We start from the raw sequence: 19,496 nt of genomic DNA on the forward strand, positions 1-19,496 counted from the left end.
ATGCCGACCGCGGGGAGTCCCGCGGCTCGGGCTCCGAGCGTCCTGCTCGGGGTCCTCGGCGCGACGGTCCCGGCGGCTCGGGCGGTGCCGGCGGGGAGCGCCGGTCCTTCGGCGACCGTGGTGGCCGCGGCGGTTCGGGAGCGGTGCGTGGTAGCTCCGGTGGCCGCCCCGGCGGCGACCGCGGGCGGGGTGGACCTCCGGGAGACCGGTCCCGTGGCCCCCGTGACGCGCGCGACGGTCGGGATGGGCGCACCGAGGACCGTGAGCAGCGCGGCGGCAGCAGACTGGCGCCCAAGGGCCCCAAGCTGCCCGAGCCCCGGATCCCCGAGGGGGTGACCGGCAAGGAGCTCGACCGCTCGGTGCACCAGCAGCTGCGCACCCTGTCCAAGGAGAACGCCGAGGGCGTGGCGCAGCACCTCGTCATGGTCGCGGCGCACCTCGAGGCCGACGACATCGACTCCGCCATGGCGCACGCCGAGACGGCGGTCCGGCGCGCCGGGCGCGTCCCCGCGGCACGCGAGGCGCTCGGCATGGTCGCCTACCGCAGCGGTGACTTCGCGCGGGCGCTCACCGAGTTCCGCACCGTGCGCCGGCTCAGCGGCTCCTCGCACCTGCTGCCGCTCATGGTCGACTGCGAGCGGGGGCTGGGCCGTCACGGCCGCGCCCTCGACCTCGCCGCGAGCCCGGAGGCCCGCACCCTCACCGAGGACGAGCGCATCGAGCTCGCCATCGTCGTCTCCGGCGTCCGCCGTGACCTCGAGCAGGACGACGCGGCGCTGCTGGCCCTCCAGATCCCCGCGCTCAAGCGCGGGCCGAAGGCGGGCGTGCACCGGCTGCACTACGCCTACGCCGACGCCCTGCTCCAGCTCGGACGCGGTGACGAGGCCCGCGAGTGGTTCCTCAAGGCGGCCGAGGGGGACGTCGAGGCCGAGACCGACGCGGTCGAGCGCCTCGAGGAGATCGACGGCATCGCGGTGACCGACACCGGGGACGACGAGGACCACCTCATCGACCTCGACACCGTGGACGCCGTCGACGGCGAGCCCACCCGGCCCACCGAGTGACCGAGACCCGGGCGGGGCGACCCCTGGTCGCCGGGTACGCCGCGGTCGTCAGCGACCTCGATGGTGTGGTCTACCGCGGACCGGCGGCGGTCCCGGGTGCGGTCGAGGCCCTCACCGCGGTGACCGTGCCGGTCATCTACGCCACGAACAACGCGTCGCGACCGGCCGAGGTCGTGGCCGAGCACCTGCGAGAGCTCGGGCTCACGTGTACCCCGGGGATGGTGGCGACCAGCTCGGAGGCCGGCGCCTGGCTGCTGTCCGACCGGCTCGAGCCGGGCGCCCAGGTCCTGGCCGTCGGGGGACCGGCCGTCGCCCTGGCCCTGCGCGAGGTGGGGCTGTCACCGGTCACCGCGCAGGACCGCCGCTCCGGGGCGGCGGCCCCGGTGGCTGCCCTCCAGGGCTACGGGCCCGACGTCACGGCGAGCGACCTCGCCGAGGTCGCCTACGCCGCCCAGGACGGTGCCCTCTGGGTGGCGACCAACACCGACGCGAGCCTGCCCACCGACCGCGGGGTCGCCCCCGGCAACGGCTCGCTCGTCGCGGCGGTGCGTGGCGCGGTGGGCCGTGACCCCGACCTCGTGGCCGGCAAGCCCGAGGCGCCGCTGTACCTCCTGTGCGCCCGGCGCCTGCAGGTCGCCGTCACCTCCGTGCTCGCCGTGGGTGACCGCCTCGACACCGACATCGAGGGAGCCGTGGCCGCGGGTGCCGACTCGCTGCTCGTCCTCACCGGGGTCGACGACCTGGCCGCCTGCCTGGCGGCGCCCCGGCACCGGCGTCCGACGTGGGTCGCGCCCGACCTCTCCGCCCTCCACGCCGACCCGTCGGCCCCGTCGCCGGGCGGGTCGAGCCTGGTCGACCTCGCGGCCGCCGTCGCCGCCGTGCACGACGCCACCGACCGCGGTGCACCCGCGACCGAGCTGGCCACGCTCACCTCCGTGGCCGAGCGGGTGCTCGCGCAGGTGACGCACCGGTAGCGTGGGCTCGCAGACGCGACCGACCGGTCGCCCCAGCGAGGAGGACCCATGGCCAAGCGATCCATCCACGGCTTCGTCGAGCTCGCGTCGGGTCTCGGTGACCTGACGCGCAGCCGGGCCAGGGAGGCCGCGCACGAGCTGCTCACCCTCACCGGGGTCGAGGGCTCGAGCAAGAAGGTCGCCAAGGAGGCCGGCCGCCTGGCCGACGACCTCCTCGCCGCCGCCGAGTCCAACCGCAAGCAGGTCGTCCGGCTGGTCCGCTCCGAGGTCGAGTCCGCCCTCGGGCGCGTCGACGTCGGCCGCCTCATCAGCGAGGTGCAGGGCCTGGGCGCCACCGTGGCCGCCCTCGCCGCGCAGGTCGACGACCTCGCCCGCTCCGCCGCCGGTCGCCCGACGCCGGGACGCCCCGTGGCCACCGTCGTCGACGTCGAGCCCGAGCCCGCCCGCGTCGCGCCCCGCCCGGCTGCGTCCTCGTCCGCGCCGGCGAAGAAGGCCCCGGCCACGAAGGCCGCAGCGAAGAAGGCCCCGGCGAAGAAGGCCCCCGCCAAGAAGGCGTCGGCCACGAAGGCCGCAGCGAAGAAGGCCCCCGCCACGAAGGCGCCGGCCAAGAAGGTCTCGACCGCGAAGAAGGCGCCCGCCACGAAGGCCGCAGCGAAGAAGGGCCCGGCGAAGAAGGCCCCGGCGAAGAAGGCCCCGGCGAAGAAGGCCCCGGCGAAGAAGGCCCCGGCGAAGAAGGCCCCGGCCGCGAAGAAGGCGCCCGCCACGAAGGCCTCGGTCACGACGGCGACGAAGGGCCCGGCCAAGAAGGCTCCGGCCAAGAAGAGCTCGACCGCGACGACGGCTCCCGCGGCCCCGACGGCGACGAGCGGCGGGACCGACGCGTGACCGAGCACCACCACGACGACCACGAGGCCCCCGCACCCCCGGAGACCGGCGACCTCGTCATCGACGCCGCCCTGAGCGACCTCGCCACGGCGCCCGCCGACGACCTCGACGCCCAGCTCGCCTCGGGCGAGGCGGTGCACCGGACCCTCCAGTCGCGCCTCAGCGACCTCGGCGGCTGACATCGCGCGTCTGGACGCCGAGCTGGTCCGTCGCGGGCTCGCGCGCTCCCGCGGCGACGCCCGCGAGCTCGTGGCCGCGGGCCTGGTCACGGTCGGCGGCACCACGGCGCGCAAGTCGTCGCACCCGGTGGAGGAGGACGACGTCCTCGCCGTGCTCGAGGACGGGCCCCGATGGGTGGGCCGCGCGGCACACAAGCTCGCGGCCGCGCTGCACGGCTGGGCCCCCGACGGCCTCACGGTCGCCGGACGGCGCTGCATCGACGTCGGCGCCTCCACGGGCGGCTTCACCCAGGTGCTCCTCGCCGCCGGCGCCGCGCAGGTCGTGGCGGTCGACGTCGGCCACGGGCAGCTGGTACGTGAGGTGGCGCAGGACCCCCGCGTCGTCGAGCGCAGCGGCACCACGGTCCGCGGCCTCAAGCCCGACAACGTCGGGGGAGCGGGCGACCTCGTCGTCGCCGACCTGTCCTTCATCTCCCTCACCCTCGTCCTGGCCGACCTCGTCCGCCTGATGACGCCCGACGGCGACCTCGTCGTGCTCGTCAAGCCGCAGTTCGAGGTCGGCAAGGGTCGGCTGAACCGCCAGGGGGTGGTGACCTCGGCGCGCGACCGCGCGGCGGCGGTGGAGAAGGTCCTCGACGCGGTCGAGGCGCAGCGGCTGTCCGTCCACGGCCTGCGGACCAGCCCGATCAGCGGCACCACCGGCAACGCCGAGTACCTCTTGTGGGCGCGGTCGGTGCCGTCGGACACAATGAGCGCCCAGCAGGTGCGCGCCCTCGCGCGCGAGCTCACCACCGAGACCACGGGAGGACGCCGATGACGACACCGTCGCGCCGCGTCCTCCTCGTCACGCACGTCGGCCGGCCCGAGGCCCAGCAGCTGGCCGCCGAGGTCGCGAGCCGGCTGCTCGCCTCGGGCATCGGCGTCGCCGCCCCCGCCGACGAGCTCGACGGCACCCCGCTCGCGGCCGTCGGCGGTGTCGAGGCCGTGGCGCACGACGGTGCGGCACAGGGCTGCGAGCTCGTCGTCGTCCTCGGCGGCGACGGCACGATCCTCCGCGGCGCCGAGCTCTCCCGCGGCAGCGGCGCCCCCGTCCTCGGCGTCAACCTCGGCCACGTCGGCTTCCTCGCCGAGGCCGAGCGCGAGGACATCGACGCCACGGTCGAGCGGATCTGCGCCCAGGACTACACGGTCGAGGAGCGCACCACCCTCGAGGTCGTCGCCCGCGAGGACGGCCACGTCGTCTTCGAGTCGTGGGCCCTGAACGAGGTCACCGTCGAGAAGGCGTCGCGCGAGCGGATGCTCGAGCTCACCGTCGAGATCGACGGCCGCCCGCTGTCCACGTGGGGCTGCGACGGCGTCGTCATGGCCACCCCCACGGGCTCCACCGCCTACGCGTTCTCCGCGGGGGGACCGGTCGTCTGGCCCGACGTCGAGGCGCTGCTCGTCGTCCCCATCAGCGCCCACGCCCTGTTCTCCCGGCCCGTGCTCGTCGGCCCGAACTCCCGCCTCGTCGTCGAGGTCGTCCGCGACACCGCGGCCGGGGGCGTCGTCTGGTGCGACGGCCGCCGCGCCGTGGGGCTTCCCCCGGGAGCCCGCATCGAGGTCCAGCGCTCCTCCGAGCCGGTGCGCCTGGCCCGCCTGTCGGCCGGCGGCTTCACCGACCGGCTGGTCGAGAAGTTCGCGCTGCCCGTGCAGGGGTGGCGCGGTGCCGCGCGGCGCCAGCAGGCCGAGGAGGACCCGGCGCCGTGATCGAGGAGATCCGCATCCGCGACCTCGGGGTCATCGACGAGGCCGTGCTGCCGCTCCACCGTGGCCTCACCGTCCTCACCGGCGAGACCGGGGCCGGCAAGACGATGGTCGTCACCGCCCTCGGCCTCCTGCTCGGGGGCCGCGGTGACTCCGCGCTCGTGCGCACCGGGGCCGACCGCGCGGTGGTCGAGGGCGTCATCGACCTCCCCGACGCGCACCCTGCCCTCGTGCGTGCCGCCGACGCCGGAGGAGACACCACCGACGGGCTGGTCCTCGTCCGCTCGGTCTCCGCCGACGGCCGTTCGCGCGCCCACGTCGGCGGACGCGCCGCCCCGGTGGGGCTGCTCGCCGAGCTCGGTGAGCACCTCGTCGCCGTGCACGGCCAGGCCGACCAGTGGCGCCTCAAGCGCGCCGACCAGCACCGCGAGGTCGTCGACGCGTTCGGCGGCGCCACGGTCGCCGACGCCCTCGCCGCCTACCGCGAGGTGCACGCCGAGCTCACCCGCGCCGCCACCGAGCTCGAGCAGCTGCGCGGTGCCGCCGCCGAGCGCGCCCGCGAGGCCGACGGCCTGCGGGTCGGCCTCGAGCGGATCGAGGCGCTCGACCCCCAGCCGGGGGAGGACGAGGCGCTGGCCGTCGAGTCCGAGCGGCTCGGGCACGCCGAGGAGCTGCGCGCCGGTGCCGGCGACGCCCACACCGCCCTCGCCGGTGACGACGACGACACGATGGCCGCGCCGGGCGTCCTCGAGGCCCTGGCCACCGCGTCGGCCCGGATCGCCGCCGTCAGCGGCAGCGACCCCGCCCTCGCCGAGATCGGCACCCGCGTCGACGAGCTGCGCTACCTCGCCGCCGACGTCGCGGCCGACCTCGGCTCCTACCTCGCCGACGTCGACGTCGACCCCGCCCGCCTCGAGCACGTGGAGCAGCGTCGCTCCTCCCTCGCCGACGTCACCCGCCTCTACGGGCCGACCGTCGACGACGTCCTCCTGTGGGGCAAGGAGGCCGCGCGCCGGGTCGACGAGCTCGAGGGCACCGGCGACCGCATCGGCGAGCTCGAGGAGCACGTCGTGGCCCTCACGACCGAGCGGGCCGACCTCGCCGCCACGCTCACCGCCGCCCGCACCAGCACCGCTGGGGCGCTCGGCACCCGCATCACCGAGGAGCTGAGCCACCTCGCGATGGGCTCGGCCACCGTCACCGTCGCGGTCGACGACTCCGGGCGCTTCGGCACCGAGGGCCGCGACGACGTCGAGATCCGCCTCGCCTCCGGCCCCGGCACCCCGCCGCGGGCGGTGACGCGCGCGGCCTCCGGCGGCGAGCTGTCGCGCGTGATGCTCGCCATCGAGGTGGCCACCGCCACCGACACCACCTCCGTGCCCACCTTCGTCTTCGACGAGGTCGACGCCGGCGTCGGCGGCCGGGCCGCCCTCGACGTCGGGGCGCGGCTCGCCGCTCTCGCGCAGCACGCCCAGGTCGTCGTCGTCACCCACCTCGCGCAGGTCGCCGCGCACGCCGACCGGCACCTCGTGGTCGAGCGCTCCGACGACGGCCACGTCACGCGCAGCGGCGTCCACGAGGTCGAGGGCGAGCACCGGGTGGCCGAGCTCGCCCGGATGCTCGGGGGCACCGGCACCGACGCGGCGCTGGAGCACGCTCGTGACCTGATGGCGCGCGCTCGGCCCTGAGCCGACGTGGCACGATGGTGCAGATGTCCATCCGCCTCCCCGCCCGCAGAGACCGCGGCCCCGTCGACGGGCTGAGCGGTCCCGCGCGCGTGGACCGCCGCACCAAGAACCTCACCAAGCGGCTGCGCCCCGGTGACGTCGCCGTCATCGACCACGAGGACATCGACCGGGTCAGCGCCGAGGCCCTCGTGGCCTGTCGCCCCGCCGCCGTCGTCAACGCCTCGCCGTCGATCTCCGGGCGCTACCCCAACCTCGGTCCCGAGATCCTCGTCGCTGCCGGCATCCCGCTCGTCGACCACGCCGGCCCCGAGGTCATGGCGCTCAAGGACGGGGTGGCCCTGACCCTCGAGCACGGCGCCGTCGTCGCCGACGGCCGCACAGTCGCCACCGGCGTCCTGCTCGACAACGACCTCGTGCAGGAGGCGATGAGCCGTGCCCGTGAGGGCCTGTCCGACCAGCTCGAGGCCTTCGCCGCGAACACGATGGACTACCTGCGGCGCGAGCGCGAGCTGCTCTTCGACGGCGTCGGCGTCCCGGACATCACCACCGACCTCGACGGCCGCCACGTCCTCATCGTCGTGCGCGGCTACCACTACAAGGAGGACCTCGAGACCCTCCGCCACTACATCCGCGAGTACAAGCCGATCCTCATCGGGGTCGACGGCGGTGCCGACGCGCTGATCCAGGCTCGGCACAAGCCGCACCTCATCGTCGGCGACATGGACTCGGTGTCCGACGACGCGCTGCGCTGCGGCGCCGAGATCGTCGTGCACGCCTACCGCGACGGCCGAGCCCCCGGGCTGGAGCGCGTGCGCTCCCTCGGCGTCGAGCCGGTCGTCTTCCCGGCCACGGGCACGAGCGAGGACGTCGCCATGCTGCTGGCCGACGACAAGGGCGCCACGCTCATCGTCGCCGTCGGCACGCACGTCACCCTCGTCGAGTTCCTCGACAAGGGCCGGTCCGGGATGGCGAGCACCTTCCTCACGCGGCTGCGCGTGGGCGGCAAGCTCGTCGACGCCAAGGGGGTCAACCGGCTCTACCGCGCCCGGATCTCCGGCGCGAGCCTTCTCGTCATGCTCACCGTGGGGCTGCTCGCGCTGTTCGCCGCCCTGTGGTCCACCGACGGCGGCCGAGCCCTGCTCCAGGTGCTCGGCGCCCGCATCGACGACCTCTGGTCGTCCATCCAAGGAGTGTTCGGGTGATCGACTTCCGGTACCACCTCGTCTCGATCGTCTCGATCTTCCTGGCGCTGGCCGTCGGCATCGTCCTGGGTGCCGGCCCGCTGCAGGGCGAGATCGGCGACACGCTGAACCGCGAGGTGGCCGGGCTGCGCCAGGACAAGGCGCAGCTCAACACGCAGCTCCAGCAGTCGAACGCCGCCCGCGACGGGCTCGACGCCTACATCGCCGAGACCAACGCGCAGGTGCTCTCGGGTGCCCTGAGCGACCGCAAGGTCGCGCTCGTCGTGTTCCCCGGCTCCGACGGTGCCGTCGCCGAGGCGACCGCAGCGGGCCTGCGGTCCGCCGGTGCGTCCGTGGTCTCGACGACCTCGGTCACCGACTCGTGGGTCTCGGTCGACGCGTCCAGCGCGGCGGCCCGGGACACGGCCGTGGCCGAGGCCGCGAGCCGCACGGGCGTCGACGTCAGCGAGACCGGAGCCGTGGCCCCGCGCGACGTCCTGCTCGCCGCCCTGCTCACGGCACCGAAGGCCGCAGGAGCCGAGACCGTGGCGCCCGCCGCCGCCGTCGAGGGCCTCACGCTGCTGTCGGACGCCGACCTCGTGGAGGTCGACACCGAGGGCTTCCAGACGGCGGACCTCGTCGTCGTGGTGGCCGGCGTCGTGACGTCGGGCGAGCCCGAGGCCCGCGCGACCGCGGCCGAGCGCTGGGTGGACCTGTCCATCGCGTTCGACGACCGCAGCACCGGGACCGTCGTGGTCGCCGAGACCTCCACCGCGGCGGCGGGCACCTCGGTGCTCGTGGCCGTGCGCAACGACGCCACCGCGACCCGGGGCGTGTCGACCGTCGACAACGCCGGGACGGCCCTGGGCCAGGCGAGCGTCGTGCACGGGCTCGTGCAGCAGGCGGCCGGCGACGTCGGCCAGTACGGCTTCGCCGGTGGTGCCGACGCCCCCTACGCTCCCGTCCCGGCGCCGTGAGCCGGCTGCGTGCCGTCGCGGCGGGTGCGCTCGCGGCGGCCGCCGCGCACGCTGCCTTCCGCGTCCTCACCGACCGGGTCCGCTCGGCGCGCTGGGAACGGACCAACCACGCGGGTGACCCCGTCACCCTCCTCGAGGGACCGGCGTACGTCGCCGGGTCCGCGGTGGGCGCACTCCTGGCCGGGCCGGCAGGCGTCGTCGCCGTCGTGGGGTCGGGGGGCTTCGGCGCCCTCGACGACCTCGCCGGCGACGGCGCGAGCAAGGGCCTCAAGGGCCACCTCGGCGCGGCGGCCCGCGGCGACATCACGACGGGGTTCGTCAAGATCGTCGGCATCGGGGCCACCGGCCTCGTCGCCGCAGCCCTGGCCGACCGGTCGCGCCCGGACGTCGCGGCGCTCGACACGCTCGTCGGCGGTGCGGTCGTCGCCGCCTCGGCCAACCTCGCCAACCTGCTCGACCTGCGCCCCGGGCGCGCCCTCAAGGCCACGGTGCTCGCGGCCGTCCCCTTGGCCCTCAGCACCGGGTCCGGTGGTGTCCGGTCCGCCGTAGCGGCCGGTGCGGCGCTCGGCGTCATCACCCCCGACCTCGCCGGCCGCGCGATGCTCGGCGACACCGGCGCCAACGCCGCCGGTGCGCTGCTCGGTACCGCCCTGCTCGACACCACCGGCCGCCGCGGCCGGCTCCTCGCCCTCGTCGGCCTCACCGCCCTGACCCTCGCGTCGGAGAAGGTGAGCTTCACCCGCGTCATCGAGTCGACGCCGGGGCTGCGCGAGCTCGACGCATGGGGTCGCCCGGCCCGATGAACCGTCGACGCATCGCCACCGGCATCGCGGGGGCCGCCGGGCTCATCGCCGTGACGACCCTGCTCGCCCGTGCCGCCGGGTTCGCCCGCATCCTCGTCTTCGCCGACGCCGTGCGGGCCGGGGGAGTCGGGGAGGTCTACCAGAGCGTCAACGCGCTGCCCAACGTCCTGTTCGAGGTCGCGGCGGGCGGGGTGCTGGCGGCGGTCGCCGTCCCCCTCATCGCGGCCCGGCTCGGTGGCGGCGAGCGCGAGCGCGCCGACCACCTCGCCTCCGTGCTCCTCAGCTGGGCGCTCGTCGTCCTCGTGCCACTCGGCGCCGTCCTCGCGCTGGCCGCGCCCGCCCTGGCCGGCTGGCTCGTCGACGACTTCGACCCCCGCGCCCACGACGTCGCCACCACGCTGCTGCGGATCTTCGCGGTGCAGGTCCCGCTGTACGGCGTCGGCATCATCCTCACCGGCCTCCTCCAGGCGCACCGGCGGTTCCTCGCGGCCGCCCTGGCGCCGCTCGCCTCCTCCGTCGTCGTCCTGGGCAGCTACCTCTGGTACGGCTCGTTGACCGGCGGCGAGACGTCACCGTCCCTCGTCGGCGACGACGCGATCGCCGTCCTCGGGTGGGGCACGACCCTTGGCGTCGTGGTGCTGTCCCTGCCGCTCGTCGTGCCCGCGCTGGGTACCGGGTGGCGCTGGCGCCCGGCCCTGCGCCTGGAGCGCGAGGACGCCACCCGGATGGCTTCCCTCGCGGGTGCGGGCGTCCTCGCCCTCGTCGCGCAGCAGGGCGCCGTCCTCGTGACGATGTGGCTGGCGAACCACGCCGGCGACCGCGGGGTATTCCCGGTCTACCAGTACGTCCAGGCCGTCTACCTGCTGCCGTACGCCGTGCTGGCGGTCCCCGTGGCCACGAGCGCGTTCCCGGCCCTCGCGGCCCGCAGCGGCGCCGGCGAGGACGCCACCGACACGCTCGCTCGGTCGCTGCGCGCCGTCCTCGTCCTCACCGGCCTCGCGGTCGGCGTGCTGATGGCGACCGCCCCCGCCATCGGGGCCTTCTTCTCCGTCCTCGACGCACGGCGCGGGAGCGAGGGCGCCAGCCCGGCCGCGCTCGCGGCACTCCCGGCGGCGCTCACCGCCTATGCGCCGGGGCTGGTCGGGTTCGGCCTCACCGCCCTGCTGACCCGGGCCCTCTACGTGCGCGGCCGCCCGATGGACGCCGCCGTCGCCGCCGGCCTCGGCTGGGCCGTGGCCGCCCTCTTCCCGCTGCTCGCCGTCGGCTCAGGCCAGGGGCCCGACACGACCCTGCGGTGGCTGGGCATCGCCTCGACCCTGGGGATGTCGCTGTCCGGCGTCGCGCTCGTGTTCCTCGTCCGGCGCACGTGGGGGCCCGAGGCCACCGCCGGGGCCGGCCGGACCACCGGGGTCCTCGTCCTCGCCGCGGCCGTGTCGCTGCTCGTGGGCGACCTCGTGACCCGCACGGCGACGATGGACACCCTGCCCAGCGCCGTCCTCACCGGCCTCGGGGCGGGTCTGCTGGCGCTGGGTGCGGGGGTGGTGACGCTCGTCGTCGGCGACCGGTCCATGATGGGGGAGGTCCTCCGACGGGGCAGGACCAGGCGACGGGGAGGCAGGTCGACGTGAAGGTGCTCGTCGTGCTCGGAACGAGCGCGGGCGGTGTGGGACAACATGTTCGGGGTCTCGTCCGCTCGCTCACCGAGGCCGGGCACCACGTCGTCGTCACCGGCCCGGCCGCCGTCGCGGAGCACTTCGGGCTGGCCGAGGTCGCCACCTGCGTCGTGCCGCTCGAGGTGTCCGACCGGCCGCACCCGGCCCGCGACGCACGAGCGGTCCGCGACCTGTCGCGCCTCGTCACCGGCGCCGACGTCGTCCACGCGCACGGGCTGCGCGTCGCGGCCCTCGCCGTCCTGGCCACCGCGCGCAGCGGCCCGCCCGTCGTGTCCACCCTGCACAACGCCGCTCCCACGAGCGCGCTCACCGGCGCCGTCTACGCGGTCCTCGAGCGCATCGTCGCCCGGGGGAGCACCCTCGTCCTCGGGGTCTCCGCCGACCTCGTCGAGCGGATGGCGGCGCTGGGCGCCCGGCGCACCGCCCTGGCCGTCGTGCCGGCCCCACCGCGGCGCGAGGCCGACCGCGACCGCTACGCCGTGCGCGCCGACCTCGGCCTCGGCGAGCACACCGCCCTCGGGGTGGTGATCGCCCGGCTCGCCGCGCAGAAGGGGCTCGACGTCCTCCTCGACGCCCACCGCGTGCTGCGTGACGACGCGGCCGTCGACCTGCTCACCGTCGTCGCCGGCGACGGGCCGCTCCACGACGAGCTCGCCGAGCGGATCGCCGCCGAGCGGCTCCCCGTCCGCCTGCTCGGGCGGCGCGACGACGTGCCCGACCTCCTCGCCGCCGCCGACGTCGTGGTGTCGAGCGCGGTGTGGGAGGGTCAGCCCGTCGGCCTGCAGGAGGCCCTGCACGCCGGTGCCGCGATCGTCGCCACCGACGTCGGGGGCACCCACGCGGTCGTGGGCGACGCCGCCCTGCTGGTCCCGGGTGGCGACGCCGTCTCGCTCGCCCGCGCGGTGCGCGACGTCGTCCTCTACGGCGGGGTCCGCGACGACCTGCGGTCCAAGGCGGTCGAGCGCGCAGGGCAGCTGCCCACCGAGGCCGACGCCCTCACCGCGGCCCTCGCCGCGTACCGCTCGGTGCTCCCGAGGGGCCTCATCGGGGCCTGAGGGTGACCCCGGGGGGTGTCCGCGGAGTGGATTTCGCGGGGTCACCGGGGGTGTCGGTCGGTGAGGGGCCCACTCATCGCCTAGAGTTGAACCCCGTGGTGCTCCAGACGACGAAACAGATCTTCGTGACCGGAGGCGTCGCCTCCTCCCTCGGCAAGGGGCTCACGGCCTCCTCCCTCGGTCACCTCCTGCGGGCGCGTGGGCTGCGGGTGACGATGCAGAAGCTCGACCCGTACCTCAACGTCGACCCCGGGACGATGAACCCGTTCCAGCACGGGGAGGTCTTCGTCACCGACGACGGCGCCGAGACCGACCTCGACATCGGGCACTACGAGCGCTTCCTCGACGTCAACCTCAAGGGCAGCGCCAACGTCACGACCGGGCAGGTCTACAACCGGGTCATCCAGCGCGAGCGGCGTGGCGAGTACCTCGGTGACACCGTCCAGGTCATCCCGCACATCACGAACGAGCTCAAGGAGCGGATGCGGGCGCAGGCCGCCGGCTCGCCCGGGGTCTCGGACGCCGACGCGCCGGACATCATCATCACCGAGATCGGCGGCACGGTCGGCGACATCGAGTCGCTGCCGTTCCTCGAGGCCGCGCGCCAGGTCCGCCACGACCTCGGCCGTGACAGCGTCTTCTTCCTCCACGTCTCGCTCGTGCCCTACCTCGCGCCGAGCGGCGAGCTGAAGACCAAGCCGACCCAGCACTCCGTGGCCGCGCTGCGCCAGGTCGGCATCCAGCCCGACGCCCTCGTGCTGCGCGCCGACCGCGAGATCCCCGAGTCGATCAAGCGCAAGATCTCGCTGATGTGCGACGTCGACACCGAGGCCGTCGCGGCCGCCGTCGACGCCCCGAGCATCTACGACATCCCCAAGGTCCTGCACCGGGAAGGCCTGGACGCGTACGTGATCCGACGCCTCGGCCTGACCTTCCGTGACGTCGACTGGACCGACTGGGACCTCCTCCTCGACCGCGTGCACGAGCCCGAGCACGAGGTCGAGGTCGCGCTGGTCGGCAAGTACATCGACCTCCCCGACGCCTACCTCTCGGTCACCGAGGCCCTGCGCGCCGGCGGCTTCCACCACGACGCGAAGGTGCGGATCCGCTGGGTCGCCTCCGACTCGTGCGAGACCGAGTCCGGTGCCACGAAGGCCCTCGGCGGAGCCGACGCCGTCCTCATCCCGGGTGGCTTCGGCGTGCGCGGCATCGAGGGCAAGGTCGGCGCGCTGCGCTGGGCCCGTGAGCGCGGCGTCCCCACCCTCGGCATCTGCCTGGGGCTGCAGTGCATGGTCATCGAGTACGCGCGCACCGTCGCCGGCATCGAGGGCGCCAGCTCGACCGAGTTCGACCCCGACAGCCCGGCCCCCGTCATCGCGACGATGGAGGAGCAGAAGGCGTTCGTCGAGGGCGCGGGAGACCTCGGCGGCACGATGCGCCTGGGCAGCCAGCGAGCGGCGCTGCGCGAGGGCTCGGTCGTCGCCGGCGCCTACGGCGCGACCTTCGCCGACGAGCGGCACCGCCACCGCTACGAGGTCAACGAGTCCTACCGCGGCCAGCTCGAGGACGCGGGCCTCGTCATCAGCGGCACGCACCCCGAGCTCGGCCTCGTCGAGTTCGTCGAGCTGCCCAAGGACGTGCACCCGTACTACGTCTCCACGCAGGCGCACCCGGAGTTCAAGTCGCGGCCCACGCGGGCGCACCCGCTGTTCGCCGGGCTCATCGGCGCGGCCATCGAGGAGCAGCGCTCGTCGCGGCTGGTCGAGGTCGAGCGCCAGCGCCACCACGAGCACGCCGAGGCGAATGCCTGACGTGTCGCCGGTGCGCGACGACATCGCGCCGCGGCCGGTCGTGGAGTCGGTCGTCTCCTTCGCGGGGCGGGTCTGGGACGTGCGCAGCGAGTCGGTGGACCTCGGTGAGGCCGGTGTCGTCGTCCGCGACTTCGTCGACCACAGCGGGGCCGTCGCCGTGCTCGCGCTCGACGAGGATGACCGGGTCGTGCTGGTCCAGCAGTACCGGCACCCGGTGGGCGCGTTCGAGTGGGAGCTGCCCGCGGGTCTGCAGGACGTCGCCGGGGAGCCGCCGCACCTCACCGCCGCGCGCGAGCTGGCCGAGGAGGCCGACCTCGTCGCGGGGGAGTGGCACCTCCTCCTCGACCACTACGCGTCGCCGGGTGGGTCGAGCGAGGCGCTGCGCGTCTTCCTCGCCCGCGACCTCACCGACGTGCCGGAGGACGAGCTGCACGACCGCGACGGTGAGGAGCTGGGGATGCCGGTGCGCCGGGTCCCGCTCGACGAGCTCGTCGAGGCCGTGCTGGCCGGCGACGTGCACAACGGCACCCTGATGATCGCGACGCTGGCGGCCGCGCGGCTGCGCGAGCGCGGCTGGGCCGGGCTGCGGTCCGTCGACGAGCCGTGGCCCACGATGTCGCGGCCCCGCGGCCGGTCGTGAGCCTCCTGCGGGGCGGGCTGCCGGCCGACGCCGACTGCCCGTGCGGTGGTGTGCCGCAGGGGTCCTCGTGGTCCGCGTGCTGCGGACCGTTCGTCTCGGGCGAGGCGCCGGCCCCGACCGCGGAGCGGCTGATGCGGTCGCGGTACTCGGCGTACGCCGTGGGCTCGGCCGACCACCTCTTCCGGACCTGGCACGCGCGCACCCGCCCTGACGACGTCGACACCGACGACCGGGTGCGCTGGGTCGGGCTCGACGTCGTCGACGTGGTCGCCGGCTCGGCCGACGACACCGAGGGGGTCGTGGAGTTCCGCGCCCACTGGGTCAGCGACGACGACGGCCCCACCCGTCGGGGCGAGGTCCACGAGCGCAGCACCTTCACCCGACGCGGCGGCCGCTGGGTCTACGTCGCCGCCGAGTAGCCCCGGCTACTGGTAGGAGACGAACTGCGGGGTGGGGTGGACCTGGTCGAGGGTCTGCCGCGGCGTGAGCATCGGCGTGTCCTCGTCCTCGAAGTTCTTCCAGCCGAGCCAGACGCCCTCGGGCAGCCCGCGCCGGAGGGCGCTCCAGGTCTCCTGCTTGGCGCCCTGCCCGCCCTGGCCGTCGGCGTGGACGAGCCACTGCACCTCGTCGAGGGAGGTGTCGAGGCGCTCGCGTCCGCGGATCATCGAGGAGCGGAACTGGTGCAGGGTCAGCACCTTCGGCGGGAGGTCGTGCTCGCGGACCAGCCCGGCCAGCCAGGCGCCCACGGCGTTGACCTCCTCGACCGAGACCGAGCCGATCTGGTCGAGGTGCTTCTGGGTGGGAGCGAGCCGCCACTCGGGGTCGAGCGCGAGGCCGACCCAGGGGCGGCGCAGCAGCTCCTCGTAGGCCTTGGCCTGGGTGAGGAACGACGTGCGCCCGGGCTGGAGGTCGAGGACGACGTACGCGCCGGACCGCTCGGCCGCCTGCACCCACGGCATCAGGCTGCGGACCGACGTGGGCGTGGAGTAGTCGCCGTCCTTGCCCTTGGAGCCGGACGCGACCGTGGCGATGAGCTCGAAGGCCGGGACGACCGTGGTGTCGGTGAGGGCGGCGTACTGCGCGGCCAGTGCCGTCGTGCGCTCGGCCGCCTCGTCGGGGCGCTGCTCGCCGAGCATGCCGAGCGCGGCCGTGCCCGGGTGCCCGTAGAGCGCCACCATCATCCGGCCGGGGAAGGGGAGCAGGCCGCCGCCGGGGAGCTCCTTGGCGTGGCGGGCGGTGCGGACGCGGCGGGCGAGCCGTTCCCCGTCGGCGAAGCCGGGACCGACGCCGAGGACGGCGGCGCCCGGATGCTCGCGCAGGGCCACCCGGGTGGCCCCGGCGATGCGGGGGTCGGTGTCGGTGACGGTGACGGGGCTCGCGCCGCCCACCGCGGCGAGGGTCGCCTCGATGACGGGGGGCATGTCGGACCCCTTGCGGACGAGGACGGTCGCACCGTGGGCGCCCGGGCGGAGCGGCAGGCCGCGCAGTCGGGTGAGGCCCCGGTCGGACGAGCCGTCGCGGACCTCGCGGTCGCCGAACCGCTCCGGGACGGCGGGCGTGCCCGACGCAGCGCGGGCGACGCGGACGACCGTGCGGGTGCCCAGGCGATCGAGCTCGGCGTCGAGGCCGTCGCCGTCGACGAGGAGGGGCAGACCGAGTCGGCGCGCCACCTCGGTGCCCCGCGTGATGTCGGCCTCGGCCGCGGAGGTGACGACCACGGCGGTCGCCCGCTCGAGCAGGGTGCGTGACGCGGTGAGCGTCGCCGCGGCGAGGCCCTCGGGGTCGGTCGTCCGGGTCGGGTCGACGGAGCCCGCGCTGCCGTCGGTGCGGGGGACCACCTCGTGGGCAGGCGCGGACGGGGTGGTCCGGGCGCCCGACCCCTGGCGGGTTCCCGTGGTGCATCCGGCGGCACCCGCGACCCCGACCGCGACCGCCGCGCCGGAGCGCAGGAGGACGCGGCGCGGCACCGGGGTGCGCGCCGGCGCCGCTGCGGGTGGGGGCGTGCCGGGCATCGGACCAGCCTGTCACGGCCGGGCGCCCGGTCGTCAAACCCGTTCCTGTCGGTCGCGGCTGGTAGGCAAGGGGCCATGTACCTCGAGAACGTCGTCGTCGACGCCCGGGACCCGCAGCGGCTCGGTCGCTTCTGGGAGGCCCTGCTGGGCTGCACCACCCTCAGCGACGACCCGACCGGCAGCTTCGAGACCCGGCTCACCGTCCCCGACGGGCCGGTGCTCGACCTGTGCTTCGAGAAGGTCGATGAGCCACCCGCGCCGAGCCCGCGCCTGCACCTCGAGGTCAGCGGGGGCGACCGGCAGGACGAGGTCGTGGCCCGCGTCCTCGAGCTGGGCGGCCGGCACCTCGACATCGGGCAGCGTGACGTTCCGTGGGTCGTCATGGCCGACCCCGAGGGCAACCCGCTGTGCGTCATGGAGGCCCGTCCCGAGTACGCCGCATCCGGCCCGTTGTCCTCGCTGCCCCTCGACTGCGCCGACGTCGAGCGCGACACCCGGTTCTGGTCGGAGCTGTCCGGCTGGCTCCTCGCGCCGAGCTCGATGGCGAGCGCGCTGCGCCACCCCAGCGGCCGCGGCCCGCTGCTCGAGCTCTGCCCCGAGCTCGCCCCCAAGGGTCCCGACGACAAGAACCGGGTGCACCTCGACCTGCGCCTCGAGGCCTCCGACGACCCGGACGAGGTGGTCACCCGGCTCCTCGACCTCGGCGGCTCCGAGTTCCACCACGGGTGGGGCGACCTCCCGTGGCGGGTGTTCCGCGACCCCTCGGGCAACGAGCTCTGCCTGCTCCCGACGCCGAGGGGGTGAGGTCACGCGGTCGAGGACGGCCCCGCGACCTCCGTAGACTGTCCGGGTGCCCGGGCGCCCCACGCGCGGCGGTCCGGGCCGTTGCACCCCGCACCCGAACCGAAGGACCTCACGTGCTCCGCACCCACGAGGCCGGCACCCTGCGTGCCGCCCACACCGGCCAGACCGTCACGCTCACCGGCTGGGTGGCCAAGCGGCGCGATCACGGCGGCGTGGCCTTCATCGACCTGCGTGACGGCAGCGGCGTCGTCCAGGTCGTCGCGCGCGACGAGGTCCTCACCGGTGCGGCCCACGACCTGCGCAGCGAGTTCGTCGTCAAGGTCGTCGGCCAGGTCACCGCTCGCGACGAGCGCAACGTCAACCCCGACCTGCCCACCGGCGAGGTCGAGGTCGTCGCCACCGGCCTCGAGGTGCTCAACGCGTCGGCGCCGCTGCCCTTCCAGCTCGACGAGCGCGTCACCGTCGGCGAGGAGGCGCGCCTCAAGCACCGCTACCTCGACCTGCGCCGGCCCGGCACCCAGTCGGCGGGCCACGCCATCCGGCTGCGCTCGAAGGTCAACGCCGCCGCGCGCGGCGTGCTCGGCGCCCGCGACTTCGTGGAGATCGAGACCCCCACGCTCACCCGGTCCACGCCGGAGGGCGCCCGCGACTTCCTCGTGCCCGCGCGCCTCGCGCCGGGGTCCTGGTACGCGCTGCCGCAGAGCCCGCAGCTGTTCAAGCAGCTGCTCATGGTCTCGGGGATGGAGCGGTACTACCAGATCGCCCGCTGCTACCGCGACGAGGACTTCCGCGCCGACCGCCAGCCCGAGTTCACCCAGCTCGACATCGAGATGAGCTTCGTCGAGCAGTCCGACGTCCTCGAGCTCGGTGAGGCCGTGGTCCGCGAGATCTGGAAGCTCATCGGGGTCGAGCTGCACACCCCGTTCCAGCAGATGACCTACGCCGAGGCGATGCGCCGCTTCGGGTCCGACAAGCCCGACCTGCGCTTCGGCGTCGAGCTCGTGGAGTGCACCGAGTACTTCAAGGACACCCCGTTCCGCGTGTTCCAGTCCGAGTACGTCGGCGCCGTCGTCATGCCCGGCGGGGCGAGCCAGCCCCGCAAGCAGCTCGACGCGTGGCAGGAGTGGGCCAAGCAGCGCGGCGCCCGCGGCCTGGCGTACGTGCTCGTCCAGGAGGACGGCACCCTCGGCGGCCCGGTCGCCAAGAACCTGTCCGAGGAGGAGGCCGCGGGCCTCGCCGGGCACGTCGGCGCCGAGCCCGGCGACTGCGTGTTCTTCGCCGCGGGCGGCACCAAGGCCTCGCGCGCCCTGCTCGGGGCCGCGCGCCTGGAGATCGGCAAGCGCTGCGGGCTCGTCGACGAGTCGGCGTGGAGCTTCCTCTGGGTCGTCGACGCGCCCCTGTTCGAGCCGGCCTCCGAGGCCGTCGCGGCGGGCGACGTCGCCGTCGGCACGGGCGCCTGGACCGCGGTGCACCACGCGTTCACCTCGCCCAAGGAGGAGTTCCTCGACACCTTCGACACCGACCCCGGCCCGGCGCTGGCGTACGCCTACGACATGGTCTGCAACGGCAACGAGATCGGCGGCGGCTCCATCCGTATCCACCGCCGCGACGTGCAGGAGCGCGTGTTCGCGGTCATGGGCCTGACCCAGGAGGAGGCGCAGGAGAAGTTCGGCTTCCTCCTCGACGCCTTCGCGTTCGGCGCCCCGCCGCACGGCGGCATCGCCTTCGGCTGGGACCGCATCGTCATGCTCCTCGGCGGCTTCGAGAGCATCCGCGACGTCATCGCGTTCCCGAAGTCGGGCGGCGGCTACGACCCGCTCACCGAGGCTCCCGCCCCCATCACGCCCGAGCAGCGCAAGGAGGCCGGCATCGACAGCACGCCCCCGGCCCCGAAGGCCGACGACGGCGAGCCGACGGACGGCCCCGCCCCGGCCTGACCCCGACACGTCCGACGCGACGACGCCGCCCCTCCCGACGTGGGAGGGGCGGAGTCGTGCGTCGCGG

General features: G+C 75.2%; 18 protein-coding genes. 17 read left to right on the forward strand and 1 reads right to left on the reverse strand.

What is annotated here, in order from left to right; genetic code table 11:
• Positions 1-332: 332 nt before the first annotated feature.
• The 15 genes from ACFLFB_RS09150 (at position 333) to ACFLFB_RS09220 (ending at position 15,095) form a co-directional block, all read left to right on the forward strand.
• Complete coding sequence (locus ACFLFB_RS09150; protein ID WP_392541865.1) at positions 333-1,064, forward strand: tetratricopeptide repeat protein; 732 nt, start codon at positions 333-335, stop codon at positions 1,062-1,064.
• Positions 1,061-2,038, forward strand: coding sequence for an HAD-IIA family hydrolase (locus ACFLFB_RS09155; protein WP_392541866.1), 978 nt, complete (start codon positions 1,061-1,063; stop codon positions 2,036-2,038). Before ACFLFB_RS09150 ends, ACFLFB_RS09155 begins: the two co-directional genes overlap by 4 nt.
• 48 nt (positions 2,039-2,086) lie before the next feature.
• Complete coding sequence (locus tag ACFLFB_RS09160; RefSeq protein WP_392541867.1) at positions 2,087-2,923, forward strand: histone H1-like repetitive region-containing protein; 837 nt, start codon at positions 2,087-2,089, stop codon at positions 2,921-2,923.
• Positions 2,920-3,102, forward strand: coding sequence for a hypothetical protein (locus ACFLFB_RS09165; RefSeq protein WP_392541868.1), 183 nt, complete (start codon positions 2,920-2,922; stop codon positions 3,100-3,102). Before ACFLFB_RS09160 ends, ACFLFB_RS09165 begins: the two co-directional genes overlap by 4 nt.
• 10 nt (positions 3,103-3,112) lie before the next feature.
• Complete coding sequence (locus ACFLFB_RS09170) at positions 3,113-3,919, forward strand: TlyA family RNA methyltransferase (RefSeq protein WP_392545402.1); 807 nt, start codon at positions 3,113-3,115, stop codon at positions 3,917-3,919.
• Entirely contained in the window at positions 3,916-4,851 is a 936-nt protein-coding gene (locus tag ACFLFB_RS09175; RefSeq protein ID WP_392541869.1) for an NAD kinase, read from the forward strand. Before ACFLFB_RS09170 ends, ACFLFB_RS09175 begins: the two co-directional genes overlap by 4 nt.
• Complete coding sequence (gene recN, locus ACFLFB_RS09180; RefSeq protein WP_392541870.1) at positions 4,848-6,536, forward strand: DNA repair protein RecN; 1,689 nt, start codon at positions 4,848-4,850, stop codon at positions 6,534-6,536. Before ACFLFB_RS09175 ends, recN begins: the two co-directional genes overlap by 4 nt.
• A gap of 23 nt (positions 6,537-6,559) precedes the next feature.
• Positions 6,560-7,738: a putative cytokinetic ring protein SteA gene (gene steA, locus ACFLFB_RS09185; protein WP_392541871.1), complete on the forward strand. Its 1,179-nt coding sequence runs from the start codon at positions 6,560-6,562 to the stop codon at positions 7,736-7,738.
• Positions 7,735-8,694: a copper transporter gene (locus ACFLFB_RS09190; RefSeq protein ID WP_392541872.1), complete on the forward strand. Its 960-nt coding sequence runs from the start codon at positions 7,735-7,737 to the stop codon at positions 8,692-8,694. Before steA ends, ACFLFB_RS09190 begins: the two co-directional genes overlap by 4 nt.
• Entirely contained in the window at positions 8,691-9,497 is an 807-nt protein-coding gene (locus tag ACFLFB_RS09195) for a hypothetical protein (RefSeq protein ID WP_392541873.1), read from the forward strand. The genes ACFLFB_RS09190 and ACFLFB_RS09195 overlap by 4 nt, the downstream gene beginning before the upstream one ends.
• Positions 9,494-11,125, forward strand: coding sequence for a murein biosynthesis integral membrane protein MurJ (gene murJ / locus ACFLFB_RS09200; RefSeq protein WP_392541874.1), 1,632 nt, complete (start codon positions 9,494-9,496; stop codon positions 11,123-11,125). The genes ACFLFB_RS09195 and murJ overlap by 4 nt, the downstream gene beginning before the upstream one ends.
• Positions 11,122-12,225, forward strand: coding sequence for a glycosyltransferase family 4 protein (locus tag ACFLFB_RS09205; protein WP_392541875.1), 1,104 nt, complete (start codon positions 11,122-11,124; stop codon positions 12,223-12,225). The genes murJ and ACFLFB_RS09205 overlap by 4 nt, the downstream gene beginning before the upstream one ends.
• Before the next feature lie 98 nt (positions 12,226-12,323).
• The gene (locus tag ACFLFB_RS09210) at positions 12,324-14,036 is read left to right on the forward strand and encodes a CTP synthase (protein ID WP_392545403.1); all 1,713 of its coding nucleotides are present in this window, start codon (positions 12,324-12,326) and stop codon (positions 14,034-14,036) included.
• Positions 14,029-14,676, forward strand: coding sequence for an NUDIX domain-containing protein (locus ACFLFB_RS09215; protein ID WP_392541876.1), 648 nt, complete (start codon positions 14,029-14,031; stop codon positions 14,674-14,676). Before ACFLFB_RS09210 ends, ACFLFB_RS09215 begins: the two co-directional genes overlap by 8 nt.
• Positions 14,673-15,095 carry a YchJ family protein gene (locus ACFLFB_RS09220; protein WP_392541877.1) on the forward strand — a complete coding sequence of 141 codons (423 nt, stop codon included), beginning with the start codon at positions 14,673-14,675 and terminating at the stop codon, positions 15,093-15,095. Before ACFLFB_RS09215 ends, ACFLFB_RS09220 begins: the two co-directional genes overlap by 4 nt.
• Positions 15,096-15,101: 6 nt before the next feature.
• On the opposite strand, the gene ACFLFB_RS09225 is transcribed toward ACFLFB_RS09220, so the two are convergent.
• Positions 15,102-16,688, reverse strand: coding sequence for a hypothetical protein (locus ACFLFB_RS09225; protein WP_392541878.1), 1,587 nt, complete (start codon positions 16,686-16,688; stop codon positions 15,102-15,104).
• A 75-nt stretch (positions 16,689-16,763) separates the two neighbouring features.
• On the opposite strand from ACFLFB_RS09225, the gene ACFLFB_RS09230 reads away from it, so the two are divergent.
• Both ACFLFB_RS09230 and aspS read left to right on the forward strand, forming a co-directional pair.
• A complete protein-coding gene (locus tag ACFLFB_RS09230) occupies positions 16,764-17,492 on the forward strand; it encodes a VOC family protein (RefSeq protein WP_392541879.1) in 729 nt (242 codons plus the stop codon).
• A 113-nt stretch (positions 17,493-17,605) separates the two neighbouring features.
• Positions 17,606-19,429 carry an aspartate--tRNA ligase gene (aspS, locus tag ACFLFB_RS09235; RefSeq protein ID WP_392541880.1) on the forward strand — a complete coding sequence of 608 codons (1,824 nt, stop codon included), beginning with the start codon at positions 17,606-17,608 and terminating at the stop codon, positions 19,427-19,429.
• Positions 19,430-19,496 lie beyond the last annotated feature (67 nt).

It is taken from the genome of Oryzobacter telluris (genome assembly GCF_043099285.1).
Classification (GTDB): Bacteria; Actinomycetota; Actinomycetes; order Actinomycetales; family Dermatophilaceae; genus Oryzobacter; species Oryzobacter telluris.